This is a genomic window from Paenibacillus sp. YSY-4.3 (assembly GCF_054767475.1).
Map to the genome: position 1 here is coordinate 192,164 of NZ_BAABMC010000003.1, position 16,935 is coordinate 209,098.

The 16,935-nt window shown below is 51.2% G+C and carries 20 protein-coding genes; 5 read left to right on the plus strand and 15 right to left on the minus strand.

Features of this window, described 5'->3' with window-relative positions:
* Positions 1 to 10: 10 nt before the first annotated feature.
* The 5 genes from proC (at position 11) to ACYUJT_RS11590 (ending at position 3,891) form a co-directional block, all read left to right on the plus strand.
* A complete protein-coding gene (gene proC, locus ACYUJT_RS11570; protein ID WP_460321995.1) occupies positions 11 to 871 on the plus strand; it encodes a pyrroline-5-carboxylate reductase in 861 nt (286 codons plus the stop codon).
* Complete coding sequence (locus tag ACYUJT_RS11575; RefSeq protein ID WP_460321997.1) at positions 868 to 2,088, plus strand: 2,3-diketo-5-methylthiopentyl-1-phosphate enolase; 1,221 nt, start codon at positions 868 to 870, stop codon at positions 2,086 to 2,088. Before proC ends, ACYUJT_RS11575 begins: the two co-directional genes overlap by 4 nt.
* Positions 2,085 to 2,765 (plus strand): 2-hydroxy-3-keto-5-methylthiopentenyl-1-phosphate phosphatase, encoded by a 681-nt coding sequence (locus ACYUJT_RS11580; RefSeq protein ID WP_460321999.1) that lies wholly within the window; start codon positions 2,085 to 2,087, stop codon positions 2,763 to 2,765. Before ACYUJT_RS11575 ends, ACYUJT_RS11580 begins: the two co-directional genes overlap by 4 nt.
* On the plus strand, positions 2,762 to 3,403 hold the full coding sequence (locus ACYUJT_RS11585; RefSeq protein ID WP_460322001.1) for a methylthioribulose 1-phosphate dehydratase: 642 nt from the start codon (positions 2,762 to 2,764) through the stop codon (positions 3,401 to 3,403). Before ACYUJT_RS11580 ends, ACYUJT_RS11585 begins: the two co-directional genes overlap by 4 nt.
* 230 nt (positions 3,404 to 3,633) lie before the next feature.
* Entirely contained in the window at positions 3,634 to 3,891 is a 258-nt protein-coding gene (locus ACYUJT_RS11590; protein WP_460322003.1) for an SDR family oxidoreductase, read from the plus strand.
* A gap of 14 nt (positions 3,892 to 3,905) precedes the next feature.
* Here the strand turns inward: ACYUJT_RS11590 and ACYUJT_RS11595 are convergent, their stop codons facing one another.
* From ACYUJT_RS11595 to asnS, 15 genes are all read right to left on the minus strand, one after another.
* Positions 3,906 to 4,181, minus strand: coding sequence for a hypothetical protein (locus tag ACYUJT_RS11595; RefSeq protein WP_460322005.1), 276 nt, complete (start codon positions 4,179 to 4,181; stop codon positions 3,906 to 3,908).
* A gap of 297 nt (positions 4,182 to 4,478) precedes the next feature.
* Entirely contained in the window at positions 4,479 to 4,994 is a 516-nt protein-coding gene (locus ACYUJT_RS11600; RefSeq protein WP_460322007.1) for a LysR substrate-binding domain-containing protein, read from the minus strand.
* Complete coding sequence (locus ACYUJT_RS11605) at positions 4,942 to 5,217, minus strand: LysR family transcriptional regulator (RefSeq protein WP_460322009.1); 276 nt, start codon at positions 5,215 to 5,217, stop codon at positions 4,942 to 4,944. The genes ACYUJT_RS11600 and ACYUJT_RS11605 overlap by 53 nt, the downstream gene beginning before the upstream one ends.
* A gap of 21 nt (positions 5,218 to 5,238) precedes the next feature.
* Entirely contained in the window at positions 5,239 to 6,075 is an 837-nt protein-coding gene (locus ACYUJT_RS11610; RefSeq protein WP_460322012.1) for an undecaprenyl-diphosphate phosphatase, read from the minus strand.
* Between the two features lie 63 nt (positions 6,076 to 6,138).
* Positions 6,139 to 6,750, minus strand: a complete 612-nt coding sequence (locus ACYUJT_RS11615) for a DedA family protein (RefSeq protein WP_460322014.1) — start codon at positions 6,748 to 6,750, stop codon at positions 6,139 to 6,141.
* Positions 6,751 to 6,786: 36 nt separating this feature from the next.
* Positions 6,787 to 8,739 (minus strand): FtsX-like permease family protein, encoded by a 1,953-nt coding sequence (locus tag ACYUJT_RS11620; RefSeq protein WP_460322017.1) that lies wholly within the window; start codon positions 8,737 to 8,739, stop codon positions 6,787 to 6,789.
* A complete protein-coding gene (locus tag ACYUJT_RS11625) occupies positions 8,714 to 9,484 on the minus strand; it encodes an ABC transporter ATP-binding protein (protein WP_460322019.1) in 771 nt (256 codons plus the stop codon). The genes ACYUJT_RS11620 and ACYUJT_RS11625 overlap by 26 nt, the downstream gene beginning before the upstream one ends.
* A gap of 126 nt (positions 9,485 to 9,610) precedes the next feature.
* Positions 9,611 to 10,582 carry a HAMP domain-containing histidine kinase gene (locus ACYUJT_RS11630; protein WP_460322021.1) on the minus strand — a complete coding sequence of 324 codons (972 nt, stop codon included), beginning with the start codon at positions 10,580 to 10,582 and terminating at the stop codon, positions 9,611 to 9,613.
* Positions 10,579 to 11,280 carry a response regulator transcription factor gene (locus tag ACYUJT_RS11635; RefSeq protein WP_460322023.1) on the minus strand — a complete coding sequence of 234 codons (702 nt, stop codon included), beginning with the start codon at positions 11,278 to 11,280 and terminating at the stop codon, positions 10,579 to 10,581. The genes ACYUJT_RS11630 and ACYUJT_RS11635 overlap by 4 nt, the downstream gene beginning before the upstream one ends.
* Before the next feature lie 126 nt (positions 11,281 to 11,406).
* Positions 11,407 to 12,492, minus strand: coding sequence for a hypothetical protein (locus ACYUJT_RS11640; protein ID WP_460322025.1), 1,086 nt, complete (start codon positions 12,490 to 12,492; stop codon positions 11,407 to 11,409).
* A 33-nt stretch (positions 12,493 to 12,525) separates the two neighbouring features.
* Complete coding sequence (locus ACYUJT_RS11645) at positions 12,526 to 13,002, minus strand: anti-sigma factor (RefSeq protein ID WP_460322028.1); 477 nt, start codon at positions 13,000 to 13,002, stop codon at positions 12,526 to 12,528.
* Positions 12,999 to 13,487 (minus strand): RNA polymerase sigma factor, encoded by a 489-nt coding sequence (locus ACYUJT_RS11650; RefSeq protein ID WP_460322030.1) that lies wholly within the window; start codon positions 13,485 to 13,487, stop codon positions 12,999 to 13,001. The genes ACYUJT_RS11645 and ACYUJT_RS11650 overlap by 4 nt, the downstream gene beginning before the upstream one ends.
* Positions 13,488 to 13,749: 262 nt before the next feature.
* Positions 13,750 to 14,658 carry an ATP-grasp domain-containing protein gene (locus ACYUJT_RS11655; protein ID WP_460322033.1) on the minus strand — a complete coding sequence of 303 codons (909 nt, stop codon included), beginning with the start codon at positions 14,656 to 14,658 and terminating at the stop codon, positions 13,750 to 13,752.
* Between the two features lie 193 nt (positions 14,659 to 14,851).
* A complete protein-coding gene (locus tag ACYUJT_RS11660) occupies positions 14,852 to 15,544 on the minus strand; it encodes a DnaD domain protein (RefSeq protein ID WP_460322035.1) in 693 nt (230 codons plus the stop codon).
* Positions 15,545 to 15,619: 75 nt separating this feature from the next.
* Positions 15,620 to 16,915: an asparagine--tRNA ligase gene (gene asnS, locus ACYUJT_RS11665; protein ID WP_460322037.1), complete on the minus strand. Its 1,296-nt coding sequence runs from the start codon at positions 16,913 to 16,915 to the stop codon at positions 15,620 to 15,622.
* Positions 16,916 to 16,935: the final 20 nt, after the last annotated feature.

Here is a 16,935-nt window from a genome sequence, read left to right on the forward strand (position 1 = left end):
GCTCCATACGATGACGACAAACAACACGAATAACTCCCCTTCGATATGCTTCTACGGCGCCGGCTCCATGGCGGAGGCCATCGTACGCGGACTGATCCATCGCCAGGTAGCCCCGCCGGAATCCATTACGATGCTGAACCGCAGCAACCAGGAGCGGCTGGCATATCTGGAGGCTGCATACAGCATCAAAACGGGACGCAGCGATGCGGAGAAAGAGGCCAGCCTCCTCTCCGCATCGGTCATCGTCCTGGCCATGAAACCCAAAGATGCCGGAGAAGCGCTCAAAGCTCTCGGACCGAAGCTTAACAAAGAGCAGCTCATTGTATCGGTCATCGCCGGCCTCTCCATCTCTACGATTCAAGCCTTGCTTGGCTATAAAGCGCCGATCGCCCGTACGATGCCCAACACTTCAAGCTCGATCGGGCTTGGCGCCACCGGCATTTCCCTGTCTGCCGAGGTGAACGAAGCACAAACCGCGCAGGTACTGAAGATGTTCGAAGCCGTAGGCACCGTTCAGGTCATTCCCGAGGAACAGATGGAGATTTTGACTGGTGTATCCGGTAGCGGCCCGGCATACATCTATTACATGATGGAAGCGATGATCGAAGCAGGCATCGAAGGCGGGCTCAGCCCGGAGCAGGCGCGTGAACTTACCGTACAAACCGTGCTTGGAGCCGCATCGATGATGAAGGAGACGGGCGAGGCGCCCGCCAAGCTCCGCAAGGACATCACTTCCCCAAATGGCTCCACGCAGGCAGCGCTTGAGACGCTGGCAGCAGGCGGCTTCAGCGAGACCGTCATGGCCGCCGTGCACCGCGCCGCCGAGCGCTCCAAAGAAATGGGTGAAGCAGTAAAGGAGGCATTGTTATGAGCTATTGTACGGCCACGTACCGTATTTACGACGATAAAACAGACTTCCATAAGAAGGCCGAATCCATCGCGGTCGGCATGACCGTCGGTACATGGACCGAGCTGCCGCAGGTTAAGCAGGATCAGATGCGGGGGCATTTGGGACGCGTTGAGAGCGTCCAGGTCTACGATACACAAAGCGGTGTGCCGGGGGAGCGTTACGCGGACGTATCCATCTCCTATCCGGATATCAACTTCACCTCCGACATACCGGCTCTGCTCATTACCGTCTTCGGCAAAATTTCCATGGACGGTAAAATCAAGCTGCTCAATCTGACGATGTCTGACGCCTTTCTCAGCGCCTATCCCGGACCAAAATTCGGCATTCAAGGCGTTCGTGAACTGCTTGGCGTACCTCATCGCCCGCTGCTCATGAGCATCTTCAAATCCGTCATCGGTTATGATCTGGACGGACTCCGCGAGCAATTCATGGCTCAGGCCTTGGGAGGCGTCGATCTCATTAAGGATGATGAGATCCTGTTCGAGAATCCGCTAACGCCTATCGAGCAACGCGTGCGCGTATGCCGCGAGGCTGCTGAGGAAGCCAAACAGGTTACCGGCAAGGTGCTGCTCTATGCGGTCAACCTGACTGGACGCACGTCGTCACTGAAGGAACAGGCGCTGCGGGCGATCGATGCCGGGGCATCCGCTCTGCTGTTCAACGTGCTGCCTTACGGCTTCGACGTCCTGCACGAGCTGAGCAGCGATCCGGACATTACCGTGCCGATTGCAGCGCATCCATCACTCGCAGGTGCGATCTACCCGTCGCCGCACTACGGCATTGCCGCGTCCCTGCTGCTCGGGAAGCTCATGCGCATCGCCGGAGCCGACCTGGTGCTGTTCCCTTCCCCATACGGATCAGTCGTAATGCCGCGAGAGGAGAACCTGGCCATACAGCAGGAGCTGGTAACATCTGAGTTAGCGATTCGCAGCAGCTTTCCGGTGCCTTCCGCGGGTATCCATCCCGGTCTCGTTCCACAAATCCTTAGCGATTTCGGTACGGATGTCGTCGTGAATGCCGGGGGCGGGATTCATGGCCATCCAGGCGGAGCCAGCAGCGGCGGCCGCGCCTTCCTGCAAGCGATCGATGCCTCATTGAACGGGGTGCCGCTCGAACAGGCGGCAGAGAGCCTGCCTGAACTGAAGGCCGCGCTCGATATTTGGGGAGGCCGCAAATGAATAGCCGCAAGCAGCCCGTCATTTTCTGCGATTTCGACGGGACGATCACATTAAGCGATAATATTGTAGCGATTATGAAGCATTTCAAGCCTGTGGGCTACGAACCGATCATGGAGCAGATTTTATCTCACGACATATCCATCCGCGAGGGAGTCGGACGGATGTTCGCTCTGCTCCCCTCCTCCATGAAGCGGGAGGTTACTGATTTTGTGCTGGGGCAAGCTGGCATTCGTGAAGGCTTCGCAGACTTTCTCAATTATTTGCGAGAGCGCGGTATTCCGTTTTACGTGACCAGCGGCGGCATCGATTTCTTCGTACTGCCGCTGCTTGCGCCGTTCGATATACCGATAGAGCATATCTACTGCAACAGTGCCGATTTCAGCAGCGAAGGAATCACGATTACGTGGCCGAATCCCTGCGATGAACATTGCGGCAACGACTGCGGCATGTGCAAGACGACGGTCATGCGGCGATTCCCGGCCAGCCAATACGAGCGCATCCTGATCGGCGACAGCCTAACGGATTTCGAAGGCGCCAAACTGGCGGACCGCGTATACTCCCGGGCCCGTCTGACGGAGAAATGCCAGGAACTCGGCGTCAACCATACGCCGTTCGAGACGTTCCATGGCATTCGGCAAGACCTTATCCAACGAGAAGGAGATAGAATAAGAAAATGAGTTTCACTGCCATTTCTTTAGAAGAGAAGCAATCCGCCCTGGACGAGCTGCGTAAAGTCAAAGAGCAGTTTGCGGCGCGCGGCTGGTTCCCGGGTACAAGCGGCAACCTGTCCATCCGCGTCGGGGAGTTCTCTCCCGACTCGTTCCATTTCGCGGTAACGTCAAGCGGCAAAGACAAATCGATCCATACGCCGGAGGATTTCCTGTTCGTCGACGCAGCCGGCGAGCCTTGCGAGACAACGAAGCTGAAGCCTAGCGCAGAAACACTGATCCACGCCAAAATCTACCGCATGACCGGGTGCGGAGCGATCTTCCACGTGCACACGGTATTCAATAACGTGCTTAGCGAGTTGTACGGCGATCAAGGCCATGTTCCCGTACAGGGAATCGAGCTCATCAAAGGGCTGGGCATCTGGGAGGAAAATGCCGCCATCGAAATTCCGGTGCTCCCGAACTACGCCGACATTCCTTCGATCGCCAAGCTCGTTCCTGATGCCCTGAAGCCAGAGATTCCCGGTATCCTGCTGCGAAATCACGGTATTTACGTTTGGGGCAAAAACGCCTTCGAAGCCAAGCGACACTTGGAAGCATTCGAGTTTATTTTCGAGGTGGAATATCGCAGGCTCGCTTTAAAATAATCGATATTAAAGTATATGAACCAAGCTGTCTTATGCGCAGCAGACCGATTTCTGTCCCCTAGACAGGATCATTTCTGCTGAACAAGGGCAGCTTTTTCTTATGCCGTGCATTAATCTTCATTCGTTTTATTACTTATGGCATAACATACTTGACCTTCACACGATGTGAAGGTTTATAGTAAAACTAAATTAAATCATGATAAAGAGGTGATTATGATTCATATTAGTGAATGAGAGGATCTTCATCCGCATATCGAATCTCCAAAACTATGCTTAACGCCTTAACATGTTTGGTGGCGCAAGATGTGGTTGATATGGGTATTAAAGTTAACGCCGTTTGCCCTGGAAGAGTTCAAACCGATATGGGAGGATCTGATGCGCCTAGCACAGTAGAAGAAGGTGCAGATACCGCTGTTTGGTTAGCAACATTGCATGAAGAGGGGCCCAATGGCGGCTATTTTCGTAATCGCCAGCCTATTGCTTGGTAACGATTGACGTTAACCTATAAACTTCTTTCTGTTTCCCCCTCCCTCTCTATTTTCACGCGCTCATCCAGGGTCGACGCAATACAAATGAATATAATCAAGCCAATCCCGCCCAAAATGGCAATCCAAAGCGTTGTTCCAAGCTTTTCAAGAAATGTGCTTATGATCACCGTAACCGCACTCACTAACATGGCCAAATTGTTTCTCATCCCGCTGACAGCTAAATATGATGCCCGGGCATGCTCAGGGGGAAGCTGGGCTAAGTAGCTCTGCTCCACGGGTACTCGCATCACTTCTGATACGGATATGACAACCATAACCGCAACAAGCAGCCATAGGTTATTCGCATATGAAGTGATTGCATATCCTGTAATAAATACGGCCCAGCCGTACTTACACCAAAATGGGCGGAAAAGTAAATCGCCATAAACGGAAATATCATATTTCCAATAGCTGTGCTCAAAAAAGATTCTAAAATTCTAATCTTTATCGTTCTGTGGAAATTTTAAAAAAACATAAAGCCGCCCCCATTTATGCAATTGTTCATTACAAAGCATAATGGGAATTCTCCATGAGGACTAATACATATTTTAAACCGTCTCATCAATTAAATTGATGTGTAGAAGTTCTGCTTTGATCCACGAAATAAATTTTGCCGCAGCCGGAGATGAAATAGGCGCTTTAGTACATACCCAGATCGGATGGGCAATATGAAGGCCCTGCACGTTCACTTTGCTAAACTCACCACTCGCCAGCTCCTCCTGCACAGCGAGAGAGGGTACCAAGGCCGCCCCGTAACCGGCTTTCACGGCCTGAATCGATTCCTCCATCCCCTCCATGCAGATCCCCGTTGGTTCACGGATATCCGCGGCAGCGCACAATGACAACAGCTTTCTTCTCGTATAGCTGCCTTCCTCCCGAAGGATAAAAGGTTCTCTCATAATGTTCTTTAAAGCCGCTTCTTTCCCAGCTAAGCTATGAGTCCGTGGAACAATAAAAATGAGCTCATCCACAGCAATCGTAAAGCAGTTGATTTCATCATCCGCATCCCATTCACCGCATTCCCCGCTGCAGCGCCTGCATTTCCGCTTCAATCTCGGCTTCAAGAGAGAACAGTTGATTAGAACGCGCAGCTAACCGTTCACCTGCTTCAGTTAACTGAACTCCACGGCCATTCGATGTAATCATCTTCATGCCCATTTCGTTCTCCAGATTGCGGAGCTGGGCGGTGACGGCAGGCTGACTAAGCAGCAGCTTCTCGGCAGCCCGTGTTACACTTCCCAAGCTAGCAACCTCATTAAATATCCGCAGCGCATGGAGATTCATCATATTCCCCCACTCCCGTACCTATTAGAAAAATACGATCCAAATGACAGCGGCCAACAGGATCCGGTATATGGCGAACGGCATCAGCTTAATGCGGTTGATCAGCTTCAGGAAGAAACGAATCGACAGCAGAGCGAATATAAAGGCACTAATGAAACCAGCAATGAAGAACGGAAGCGCGTCCAGCGTCATGTACTCCCAGTTCTTGTACAGGGAGATCGCGCTCGCCCCGCACATAATCGGCACGGCCATAATGAACGTGAAATCCGCCGCTGCGCGGTGACTCATCCCGGCCAATACCCCTCCGGAAATCGTCGAACCCGAACGGGAGAATCCCGGCCAAATCGACAAACACTGGATCAAGCCAACGACTAAGGCATGTCCATACGTCATTTGATCTACCGTTTGAATCTTCGGCTCCTTCGGGCCAAATTTATCGGCAGCGATCATCAAAATTGCCCCCAGAACAAGGCCGATCAGTACCGTGGACGTCGAGAACAAATATTCATCAATATAATCTTCGAACAACACGCCCAAGATCCCGGCCGGGATCAACCCGACGATAACCTGCCCCAGCTTCAACCGCGGCCCGCCTGTGGTTACGGTCTGCTTGCTGAAACGCGACAAGCCAAGCAAATTGAGGATCCGATCCTTGAATACAACCAAGACCGCCAAAATCGATCCAAGCTGGATCACGACCTTAAACGTATTGGCGGCATATTTGGAGGACAAGAGCTGCTCCGTTTTCAGCCACATATCATCTACGATAATCATATGTCCCGTCGAGGAGACAGGCGCAAATTCGGTGACTCCTTCTACAAATCCCAGTATGATGGCTTTAATAATATCCAAAAATAACATGCTCCTACTTCCCCTCTTATCCGATAAACTCCTTTAATAGAATAGATAGTTTGCAGCCACTTTTCAAGAAGCCCTCTTCCGTCTGCGCATGAACCAAATTAAAAAGACGATGAGTCCAGCCCCTATACACGCATAAGCAATGTTGGAATACACGTCCATGAACGCCACGATCTTCTCCCATGAGCTGCCCACCGCAGCGCCTACGGACACGAGAATAACATTCCATATCAGCGTCCCAATCGTAGTATAGAGCAGGAACAAGCCGAATTTCATCTTGGCCATGCCAGCCGGAATCGAGATCAGGCTTCGAATGAGGGGAATCATCCGACAGAACAGAACCGTCCAGTAACCGTATTTATCGAACCAGGCGTCCGCTTTGCGGACATCCTCTTTTTTGAGCCTAAGATACTTTCCCCACTTATCGATGATCGCTTCCAAGCGATCGACATTCAGCATATAGCCGGCACCGTACAGAATCACGGCACCAATGACCGAGCCCAGGGTCGCGGCAATAATAACACCGGTCATCGTCAGGTCCGAATACGTCGTCATAAAACCGCCAAACGTCAGAATCACCTCAGAAGGGATCGGCGGGAAAATATTCTCAAGCGCAATGAGCAAAAATATTCCTATGTAGCCGAACTGCTCCATAAATTCGGTAATCCAGTTTTCCATAACCTACCTCCACGGATTGTCTTATCTTTTATTCACTCAGGCAAGGGCCTTTCTTAAATTGCGCAAATACCGTCTTCTAATGAAGAAGAAGTACATGACTTGAACAACGAAGAAACTCATCAAAATAAATCCGGCCTCCACCGCAATAGAGAAATTCAAGTAGCTTTGCAAAGCAACAAAAGCAAACAGGCTGTGGATCATCGCCAGAACGATGGGAACGAAGAAGAGCAGTCCGATTTGCCGAGTTACCATCGTATCGATTTCTTTCTTGGTTACCCCGATTTTCACCATGGTTGCATACTGGCGGCGGTCATTGTCTAAATCCGCATACAGCCTGAAATATAAGAAGCTTCCCGAAGCAATGAAAAACACGGTGCCGACGAGCAGCGCAATAAACAACATCGTGCTGTAGATGCTCTTCTGCACGGCGAACAGCGTGCCGCTGACGGTCATTGCATATGGCAGATCCTCTTCATAAGCTATCTTCCCCCGGCGGGTCAAGGCACTCCCGATTTCCTCGCCTTGCGCAGGATCATGAAAGTAAAATCCGAAATAACGGTCCTCCTGAACGGAGGCAGGAAGACGGTCCATCCACGCATCGCTGACGACGAGGCCGCTGAACTTCCCCTCCATACTGCCGCCCAGCTCCAGCGTTAAATATTCAGGGATTGGCACATGGCTCGTAATCCCTCTTTCCACGACCTCCAGCCCCGTGCCAGTTATCGTGTACGAGGCGAGAGACCGCTCCTTCAATAGCGGTCTCTCGCGCTGCGACCCCAGCATGATGAGCGCATCCTGGCCTGACAACGGCTCTTCCTCAAGAGGGATTCCCGCCGCGGCGATCAAACGCGCATAATCCGAGTACGATACAAGCGCCATATGCATAGCCGTCCGTGTTGATCCGGATGCTTGAACGACGTCGACGAATCTGATCGGCAGGCTGACGCGCTCGTAGGATATTCCGCGAGCCGCCAACTCCCCTTCTATCTCTTGCAAATGATCGTGCTCAAGCAAATTGGCCGCTTTGGATACATAGCCGATCCCCGCAAGGTAGTCCTGCCGGAATTCGTCGGATAATCGGTGAATGGAGGCGAATACCCCGATAGCGCAGAACGTAATCGTGGAAATAATCGTCACGAGAAATAGCATTTGTGCATTCCTGCTCATCCGCTGTGCCAGCGCGGGAACCGTCACGATATTTGTCCTCCGCCAGAATAGATGAGGCCGTCTCCTTACAAATGCCAAAAAATACGCGCCGAAATGGGCATACAGCAGGTACGTGCCGATCATCGTCATCAAGGTTACCGGTATCATGCGTATGACAACGCTCGCTGCGGTCGAGGTTGCCGCCAAATAATAGCTCAGTATCACGAGACCTGTACCTAAACCCGATAGTACCGGCGAATTTCTCGGCGGCTCGACTGCCCCCTGATTCGACTGAAACAGTGTCATGAGCTTGCTATTGCCAATCAGGGCCGGTGTGCACAAGGAGATGAGCAAAAACAGTGCCGCAAACGACGTCAACGTCAGCAGCAGGGCTGCCCAAGATATGTGGAAGCTGAGTCGTTCAATGCCAAGCATATTGGCCCCGGCCATCAGGAACAGCTTCGCCGATACAAGGCCTGCTGCAAGCCCGGTTACTATAGATGCGCCGCCGATCGCCACATTTTCCAGGAACAACATGCGGTTGAGCTGCTTTACGCTCATCCCGTGCAGCCGTAATATCCCAAACTCTCTTTTGCGCGACTGTAAAAAAGAAGCTACTGAATACATAACGAAAAAAAACGAGAAAAAGTATACAGTACCCTCCGCCAATTGCAAAGCCTGTACGGCCTGATCATAAATCATGTTCTCTTGAATGCCGGGATGAAACAGAAATAGCGCGCACAGAAAAAAAATCATCACCGAAAACGAGCTGCTTAAATAATAGGCGGCATAAGTCCGCTTGTTGCGGAGCACATGGCTAAAGGCGAAATGTCGAAAGGTCATGCGTATCCCCTCCGAGCAGCGACAGCATATCGATAATTTTCTGAAAAAAAGCCTGCCGGCTGCTCCCCCGGTAAATCTCGTTATAAAACTTCCCGTCCTTGATGAATATAACCCGATGGCAATAGCTCGCAGCTACGGCATCATGCGTAACTATAAATATCGTCGCCTGCTCCTCCTCATTCAGGGCGGTAAATGCCTCCATTACTTCGCGGGAAGATCTCGAATCGAGATTCCCTGTCGGTTCATCGGCGAGGATCAAGGAAGGGTGGTGAATCATCGCGCGGGCGATCGCCGTCTTCTGCATCTCTCCGCCAGATACCTCGAACGCATATTTCTTTAACAGTCCGCTGATCCCTAATCTTTGCGCGATGACCGCGGTCCTGCTCTCCATTTCCCGCACTGGCGTGCTGTCCAGCGTTAATGGAAGCACAATGTTCTCCTCGATCGTCAAGGTATCCAGCAAATTGAACTGCTGAAAAATAAAGCCCAACTTACGGCGGCGGAACAATGCAGTTTCTTCCTCGCTCATCCGGTGCGCCTCCTGTCCCTCGATCAGCACGCTTCCTGATGTTGGTTCGTCGATCGTGGCCATGACGTTCAAGAGCGTCGTCTTGCCGCTGCCGGATGGCCCCATCACGCCGACGAACTCCCCTCGCTCCATCCGGAAAGAGACGCCCTTAAGCGCAGGCGTGGGAACTCTGCCTTCGTATATTTTTGATAATGCACGCACTTCTAGCACCGACATAGCTCAATATCTCCTATCTGACAGGGATGATCACAGTATAAGTTTTCCCGCCTTCACGAAGCCACATATTAACCTTACACTTCCCTTACAACTCTGTAAGCTTGCGCCTGTGAGCCGAATCCATAACTAGAATTTTATCCGGACGAGGGTACCCCGCCCCTCTTCCGACTCCATTTCAAGCTCATGGCCCAGCTTACGGCAGATTTCTTTGGCCAAATACATCCCCATTCCCGTTGATTCCTGAAACCTGCGGCCATTCTCTCCCGTGAAATAAGCGTCGAATACGCGCGGCAGATCACTCTCCGGAATGCCGATACCTTCATCCTCGATTTCCAGAATGGCTCGCCCGTTGTTCGCGTAAGCACGGAAATTCAGTTTGCCGTTCTCCTTTAACGTATAACGGACCGCATTCGTGATCAGTTGGGTCATAACGAAGATCAGCCATTTCTCGTCGGACACGACGGACAGCTGCGGTTCCATTTCTATGGCCGGAAATACCTTCCCGCGAATGAACAAGCGTTTTTGCGCCGTAATCAACGAACGGACTAACTTCTCCAATCCAAGGGCCTCAACGTAAATATCATGCTCGAATTGATCAAGACGAGCGGTATAGAGAACCATATCCAGCCCTTTTCTCAACCTGTCCAGCTCATCAGCGATCGCCACCGAGCGTGAATCACTCTCCTGCTGCACCATCAAATGAATGACAGAAATCGGTGTCTTCATCTGGTGCACCCACTGATTGATGAAACGGATATGACCCTCGATCTTCTCGGTCTGCCCGCTCAACTCCGAGATATAATGCCGATATTGTGATTTCAGCAGACGATGCAAGCTCTCGGACAACGGCGATACCGGCTTCACATCGGTGAAGTCCCCGATCGATTCGACAGGATCCTGCAACCGGCGGTAAAAGGAACGATGCGTCAAATAGCGGAACACCAAATATCCGGCTAGGAGGCAGCTGCTCAGCAGCACCGCATACACGCTGACCGCGGCATTACGGTAACCGTCCAGCCAGTAAATGAAAGTAATGACCGCAAGTTGAATAAAGTAAATGACGACAATGGGCCGCTGCTCCCGTAAAAACAGCCTCATGGCGTGTCCACCCAGCTGGGAACGAGCCGGTAGCCCTGCCCCCGCACGGTCTGGAGCGATTCCTCGATGCCTAGCGCGGACAGCTTCTTGCGAACCCGGGTTACGTATACATTTAACGTGTTGTCATCGACAAAGATATGCTCATCCCATATTTTCTCCAACAAGCGGTCCCTGCTGACCACCTGCTCTGCTTTTGTCATCAGCTCATCCAAAATTTTCATTTCCGTATGGCTAAGCTCGATCCTCATCTCATGAAGGAACAAACACAGCCGTTCCCGGTCCAAGCAAAGCCCGTGCACCTGAACCGGGCGGCCTTCTGCTTGCGCCGCATATGTTCCATAGGCTCGGCGAAGATGGCTATTAATTTTGGCCAATACGATATCATAATCGAACGGTTTTGTAATATAATCATCCGCTCCGTTTTCAAGCCCCATAACCTGATCCATTTTGCCGTCGCGAGCAGATAGAAAGATGATCGGACAAGTCGACAAGTTACGGATTTGGCGGCACCAATAATATCCGTCATACTTCGGCAAATTCACATCCAGCAGCACGAGATGGGGGGCAAACTGCCTAAACTGCGTATTAATGCTCTCGAAATCCGTTACAGCAAACGTTTCGTAATCAAACTTATGCAAATATTCCATCAGGAGCTTGACCAGCCCCTGATCATCCTCAACAATGAAAATTTTGAACATATTCGTTCTCCTTTTTACTAATCGAAACTCATGGCCTCTGGGTTGTTAACCCATTCTATCTTAGCAAAGAAACGTCTCTATATGCGAAAAAGAAGCTCTGCTGAGCTGCAGAGCTTCTTCTCATCATCAATACTCCTCATACTGCTTGTCTTTGTGCCTTGTCCTGGACAGCAGCTTAACTCCGCCTCCGATGAGCACAAGTGAAACAATAAGCGGCCGCAAATAAGTTGTGATGAACTGGTTAATCCGGAATTCCGGAAGAAAACGGTCAAATAACGGAATCACGAGGCTCATCGTCACATAATAGATCCCGAGCAGCAGCAAAATCAAGCCGAGCCAATTCTGGTTATCCCCTTTCCAATCCAAAAGCGGGCGATCCTCAAGCTTCAAAACCCGGTCATATCGGCTCGTCGCCTGCAAACCGTCAAAGAAGCTGTAGAACCAGATGACTGGAACGATAAATAGAAACAACGACAACCGCAGTACATCGATAATATAGAAGCTGCCGAGGAACAAAACCATCAGCTGCAAGCCGCGTTTTTGCATCCCAAGATACATTTGGCCTGCCCCGGGAAAAGCAGACAGCAGCGTCGCCAGCACCTTGCTGCGCTTGCCTTCGACCCGGCCCGATTCCCACTCGTCAAACAGCGTGCGATCGACCAGCAGTTCCCCGGCCTGTTTGCGGTGAACCAACTGCACGGCATCGAACATGCAGTACAACCAAATAATCGGCAGCAGGCCGAGGAACAGCAGAAATACGGTTTGATGCGTTAATCCGGTGACAACAAACATAATCGTGATTAAGCCGAAGAAGCTGATCAGAAAGGACAAACCCCGCTGCATTAAACCGAGCTGAAAATGGCCCAAGCCGGGTACGAACGACAGTAAAATCGTATAGAATCGCTCCGAATCAGCCTCGCCCTTGCGCGGCGTCTCGTACGGATAGGCGGACATATCCGCTTCGGGGGCACGCAGCAGCATGATGATCAGATCCAGCATGCAGACGCACCAGAGCATAAATGCGCAAATAGCGGCAGCAAGCATGTATTCACCATCATTACTTGCAACAGCAACCAGGAAGCCTAGCAGCAATCCTCCGAAGAAAAATAGCGGATAAAGAACTCCCCTTATCTTGCGCCCCCAATATAGATGGCCCAGTCCGGGAATGAAATTTAGAACGAATGCCAGCATTTTATTTCGATAACGAGGCAATAGAATCCCATCCTTTCATTAATTTTAATTATTTTAAGGTTTCAATTGATCGATCCAGCCTGCGGTTTTATCCATTATTTTTTTGCTTACGGACGATTCCGCAGCAGGAGGTATGATATGCTCGGTCCCGGAGTTCAGGTGATCAAAAGCCCCCAGCGATAATAGGAACAATGTGATCGATGCTGCAATGACGTAATTGAACAACGGATGCTCGTTTAAGCGGCCTTTGCGGATGATCCGATCCGATGGCTCTCTCGCTTTCTGCGCCTCGCCTTGAGCAGGAATCTTGCGCATCACCGCTTCGATAAACGCTTCCTCCTGCTGCAGGCCAGGGAGTTCCTGCTCGAGTCTATCCAACGCAGCCATATAAGCTTCCAGAGCGCCGGCATCATGCAGCAGCAATGCTTCGACCTGCCGTGTCTGCTGCTCATTTAGTTCACCTTGGATAAATTTATCCCAGCAGACCTCCATACTCTGATCCTTTCTCTTGCCGTGCCCTTGTTCATTCATCGCCATTCTTCCTCCTTCCAATGCTCGCGAATCCAGGACCTTGCCCGGTATAATCTCGATTCTACCGATTTCACTGCAATGGACTGCTCCGCTGCGATATCGTCGTAGCTTTTGCCTTCCAAATAGAATGCCGTAATAATATCCCGATGCCCCGGCGGCAGCTCCAAAATGCGGGTTCGCAGCTGTGTCTTACGTTCCTCATCCATCAACTGCTGCAGCACGTCGTCCTCCTGGGCTGGTACGATATGTAATACTTCCGCGGGATCCCACTGCTCCTCTTTGCGGCGATCCCGTTTCCGTTTTAAATCGATTGATTTATGAATCGCAATACGTGTCAGCCAGGTCTTGAAGCCTTCGAATCGGTATCCGGGGAGAGATTTGTATACCTGCAAAAATATTTCCTGCGCGGCGTCCTCAGCTTCCTTATGATCATGAAGCACGGAATACGCGACCCGGAACACATATGGCCCATATTGACCGACCAATTCACGGAATGCGCTGCGATCGCCCCGCTGTATTTTTAGAATAAGCTGCTTTTCCTCAATAACTCTCCCCTCCTTCCCAATATATATAGACGAAGCAGCCTAGTAACACCCCTGCATATTATTTAAAAATATTTTTGCTAGCCTTGCCAATCTTTCAGATGCTAGAGTTGATCCCTGATTTCATGACAAAGACGCTGGCGATCCTACGATCACTAGCGTCTCTATTTCCTAAAGCAAATCTTTCATGCCTATCTCTTGCGGTTCAGTCATAGCGGTGGATTCGTACCCTAAGAAAATTATAGACTTCCTCCGCGATATTTACGTTACAGCAGGATTCGAGGCCTTCGAAGCCTGGCGAAGAATTGGCCTCGCATATTTTATAATGGTCGCCATCGAAGAGCAGGTCGATCCCCGCGATATCCAAATTGAGAATCCGCGAAGTTTCCAGCGCAAGCCACTCGATTTCCGGCGTAATTTCATAGGGTTCCACCAAGCCACCCCGAGAGAAATTGGCCTTGAAGCTGTCGCTTCCGGAATGGCGCTTCATGGCAGCCACGGCTCGTCCGCCGATCGTAATGACCCGCAAGTCTTTGCCCCGGCTCGTTTCGACGAACTCCTGCAGGATCATCGTGGCATCCTCTTTATAAGCGCTGATCATTTCGATCAAATCAATGAATTTGTTTCGGGTCTCGGCTAGGAACACACCACAGCCCTGGGAACCCGAAATCGTCTTTACTACGACGGGAAAACCCAGATGCTTGTCCACCAGTTCTACATCGACCTTCGAACGTATCAGCATCGTTTTGGGAACGGGCAGGTTATGCTCCGCCAAAATTTGCAAGGTATACATTTTATCCTTTACTGTCTCAATGCTCTGGGACGAGTTGAACGTCTTTACGCCCAGCCGCTCCAGATGCCGAATTAATGCCAGACCGAAATAATTCGTGCCAGCCCCCATGCGCGGCAATACGAAATCCGGCAATTGCAGTACTTCGCCGTCGACCATAACGCTCTTGCGGTCATCCCGGGTAACGATCAATTCGAACTGCTCCGGTGAAAATACCCGGACGTCCATTTCGTGTTTTTCTGCCTCTTCCAGCAATCGTTTCAGTTCGAACGTTTCGGGTCTTACTTCATTGGTAGCGCTCTTGTAAATAATCCAGCCTTTCATGTGATTCTCCTCCCGATCTTATGAATGCACAAACTGGTCTATGGTCAAGATGTCCTAGTACTGCATACCAAACATAACATATTCGACCCTGCCGAAAAAGAGGAAACCTCTCCTTGGAGAGATTTGGAATTGCTAGCGGTACTAGCCCCAATCTCTCTAAGAAGAGGTTCCATTTCATGTAAAAGATATAAAACTATCGCCCCAAGCTGCGGAATTTCTGGGAATATGCCTTGGCATCCTCGACCGTCTGGACGCGGTTTCGATTCCACTCCAGCAAAATCCGGTCGATATAGCGAAAGTGCACTTTACCGGCAAAGACGGCTTCCTTCAATGCCAGCAAAATAAGCTCCTCGGGGTAACCATCCTGGTCTACCCAGCTTGAAATCGTCTCGCATTCCATCGGTGAAAGAGGTCTCGCGAACTCCTTCTCAAAAATGACGAATAGGTTGCGCTCGCTCGCCTCCGGCTTGGCCGCTTCCGGCTCATGCTGATGCGTCTGCTGCCGCAGCGCGGCCCGTTCTTCGGCCAAGCACTGCGCCAGGCGTTCATACATCCCCGCCAGATTATAGCTCTCGAACTGAATGCCAGTGTGTTCGTCCCATTCCATATCGATGGAGATCCAATTATCCTTCATCAGCCGCTGGATGACGGAGGACACCTCTCCTGGCGCTTTTCCCATCCGCTGGTCCAGCTGCTCCATCGAAGGAAAATCATTGTACTCTAGCTGCTTATATGCGGCTAGCTGCATCAGTAGCATGACTTCCGTATCACTTAAACCGAGTTTACGATAATGTGTCAGCAGAGAGGAAGGAACATGCACAACGCCTGCTTCCATACCGAAGGCGACTCCTTTTGCCCACACCTTCCAACCATCGGTCAATGCCATACGTCCTCACCTTTCTCATCCTTACAACCCGTACTTATATTGTATAACGCAGATGCCGTCCGGGCTACTGTCCTTTTACGGATAGAGGCGATACAGCATCCGCGGGAACGGAATCGTCTCGCGAACATGATCCAGTCCGCAAATCCACGCGACCGTCCGCTCGAGTCCAAGCCCGAACCCGGAATGCGGTACTGATCCGTATTTGCGCAGATCCAGGTACCATTGGTAAGCTTCCGGGGTCAGCTCATGTTCTTGGAAGCGGGCTTCCATCAATTCCGGATCGTCGATCCGCTGTGAACCGCCGATAATCTCTCCGTACCCTTCCGGAGCGATCATATCTGCGCAGAGCACAACCTCTGAACGATTAGGATCAGGCTTCATGTAGAAAGCCTTGATGCCAGCCGGATAATGCGTAATGAATACCGGCTTGTCGTACTGCTCGGCAATGGCCGTCTCGTGCGGCGCACCGAAGTCCTCACCCCAAGGAATGTCAAAGCCTTTCCCATGCAAGAACTCGATAGCGTCATCATAAGTAATTCGCGGGAACGGAGCCTGAATACTCTCCAGCTTGGATATGTCGCGGCCAACCGCCTCAAGTTCGGTCCGGCAGTTCTTCAATACGGACTGAACGACATGCGTGATGAACTGCTCTTGAACGCACAGGCTCTCTTCATGCTCAGTAAAAGCCATTTCCGGCTCGATCATCCAGAACTCGATCAAATGGCGGCGGGTTTTGGATTTCTCCGCCCGGAACGTCGGCCCGAAAGAGTACACTTTCCCCAGCGCCATCGCCGCCGCTTCCATATAAAGCTGACCGCTCTGCGTCAGGTAAGCATCCTCATCGAAGTATTTCGTGTGGAACAGATTGGTCGTGCCCTCCGCGGAAGTCGGCGTCAAGATCGGCGGGTCAACAAGCGTAAAATGGTTCTGATCAAAGAACTGCTGAATCGCTCTGATAATTTCCGCGCGAATGACCATGATCGCCCGCTGCTTCGAGGAACGCAGCCATAAATGGCGATGATCCATTAGGAAATCGACGCCATGCTCCTTCGGTGTGATCGGATAATTTTCCGTCAAATGGAGTATTTCGAGTCCCGTCACTGTCATTTCATATCCTGATTGACTGCGCGGCTCCTCGCGGATGATGCCTGTCACATACATCGAGGATTCCTGCGTCAAGCTCTTGGCCGCATCCCACGTCTCCTCGGATACTTCGCTTTTAACGACGACAGCCTGGATGTAACCCGTGCCGTCACGCAGTTGAAGGAACTGAATTTTACCGCTTGAGCGTTTATTGTTTAACCAGCTGCCGATAACGACCGTCTCGCCGACATGCTCGTTAACCTGACGAATCACTGTTTTGTTCGCCATGCATGAACATCTCCTCTAAC

Excerpts from the sequence above, each read along its gene's own strand:
- ACYUJT_RS11660 (WP_460322035.1), bottom strand. The coding sequence starts at position 15,544 with ATGGCATTGACCGATGGTTGGAAGGTGTGGGCAAAAGGAGTCGCCTTC.
- ACYUJT_RS11615 (WP_460322014.1), bottom strand. The coding sequence starts at position 6,750 with ATGGAAAACTGGATTACCGAATTTATGGAGCAGTTCGGCTACATAGGA.
- ACYUJT_RS11635 (WP_460322023.1), bottom strand. The coding sequence starts at position 11,280 with ATGTTCAAAATTTTCATTGTTGAGGATGATCAGGGGCTGGTCAAGCTC.
- proC (WP_460321995.1), top strand. The coding sequence starts at position 11 with ATGACGACAAACAACACGAATAACTCCCCTTCGATATGCTTCTACGGC.
- ACYUJT_RS11580 (WP_460321999.1), top strand. The coding sequence starts at position 2,085 with ATGAATAGCCGCAAGCAGCCCGTCATTTTCTGCGATTTCGACGGGACG.
- asnS (WP_460322037.1), bottom strand. The coding sequence starts at position 16,915 with ATGGCGAACAAAACAGTGATTCGTCAGGTTAACGAGCATGTCGGCGAG.
- ACYUJT_RS11625 (WP_460322019.1), bottom strand. The coding sequence starts at position 9,484 with ATGTCGGTGCTAGAAGTGCGTGCATTATCAAAAATATACGAAGGCAGA.
- ACYUJT_RS11585 (WP_460322001.1), top strand. The coding sequence starts at position 2,762 with ATGAGTTTCACTGCCATTTCTTTAGAAGAGAAGCAATCCGCCCTGGAC.
- ACYUJT_RS11590 (WP_460322003.1), top strand. The coding sequence starts at position 3,634 with ATGAGAGGATCTTCATCCGCATATCGAATCTCCAAAACTATGCTTAAC.
- ACYUJT_RS11575 (WP_460321997.1), top strand. The coding sequence starts at position 868 with ATGAGCTATTGTACGGCCACGTACCGTATTTACGACGATAAAACAGAC.
- ACYUJT_RS11630 (WP_460322021.1), bottom strand. The coding sequence starts at position 10,582 with ATGAGGCTGTTTTTACGGGAGCAGCGGCCCATTGTCGTCATTTACTTT.
- ACYUJT_RS11645 (WP_460322028.1), bottom strand. The coding sequence starts at position 13,002 with ATGAATGAACAAGGGCACGGCAAGAGAAAGGATCAGAGTATGGAGGTC.
- ACYUJT_RS11605 (WP_460322009.1), bottom strand. The coding sequence starts at position 5,217 with ATGATGAATCTCCATGCGCTGCGGATATTTAATGAGGTTGCTAGCTTG.
- ACYUJT_RS11610 (WP_460322012.1), bottom strand. The coding sequence starts at position 6,075 with ATGTTATTTTTGGATATTATTAAAGCCATCATACTGGGATTTGTAGAA.
- ACYUJT_RS11655 (WP_460322033.1), bottom strand. The coding sequence starts at position 14,658 with ATGAAAGGCTGGATTATTTACAAGAGCGCTACCAATGAAGTAAGACCC.
- ACYUJT_RS11620 (WP_460322017.1), bottom strand. The coding sequence starts at position 8,739 with ATGACCTTTCGACATTTCGCCTTTAGCCATGTGCTCCGCAACAAGCGG.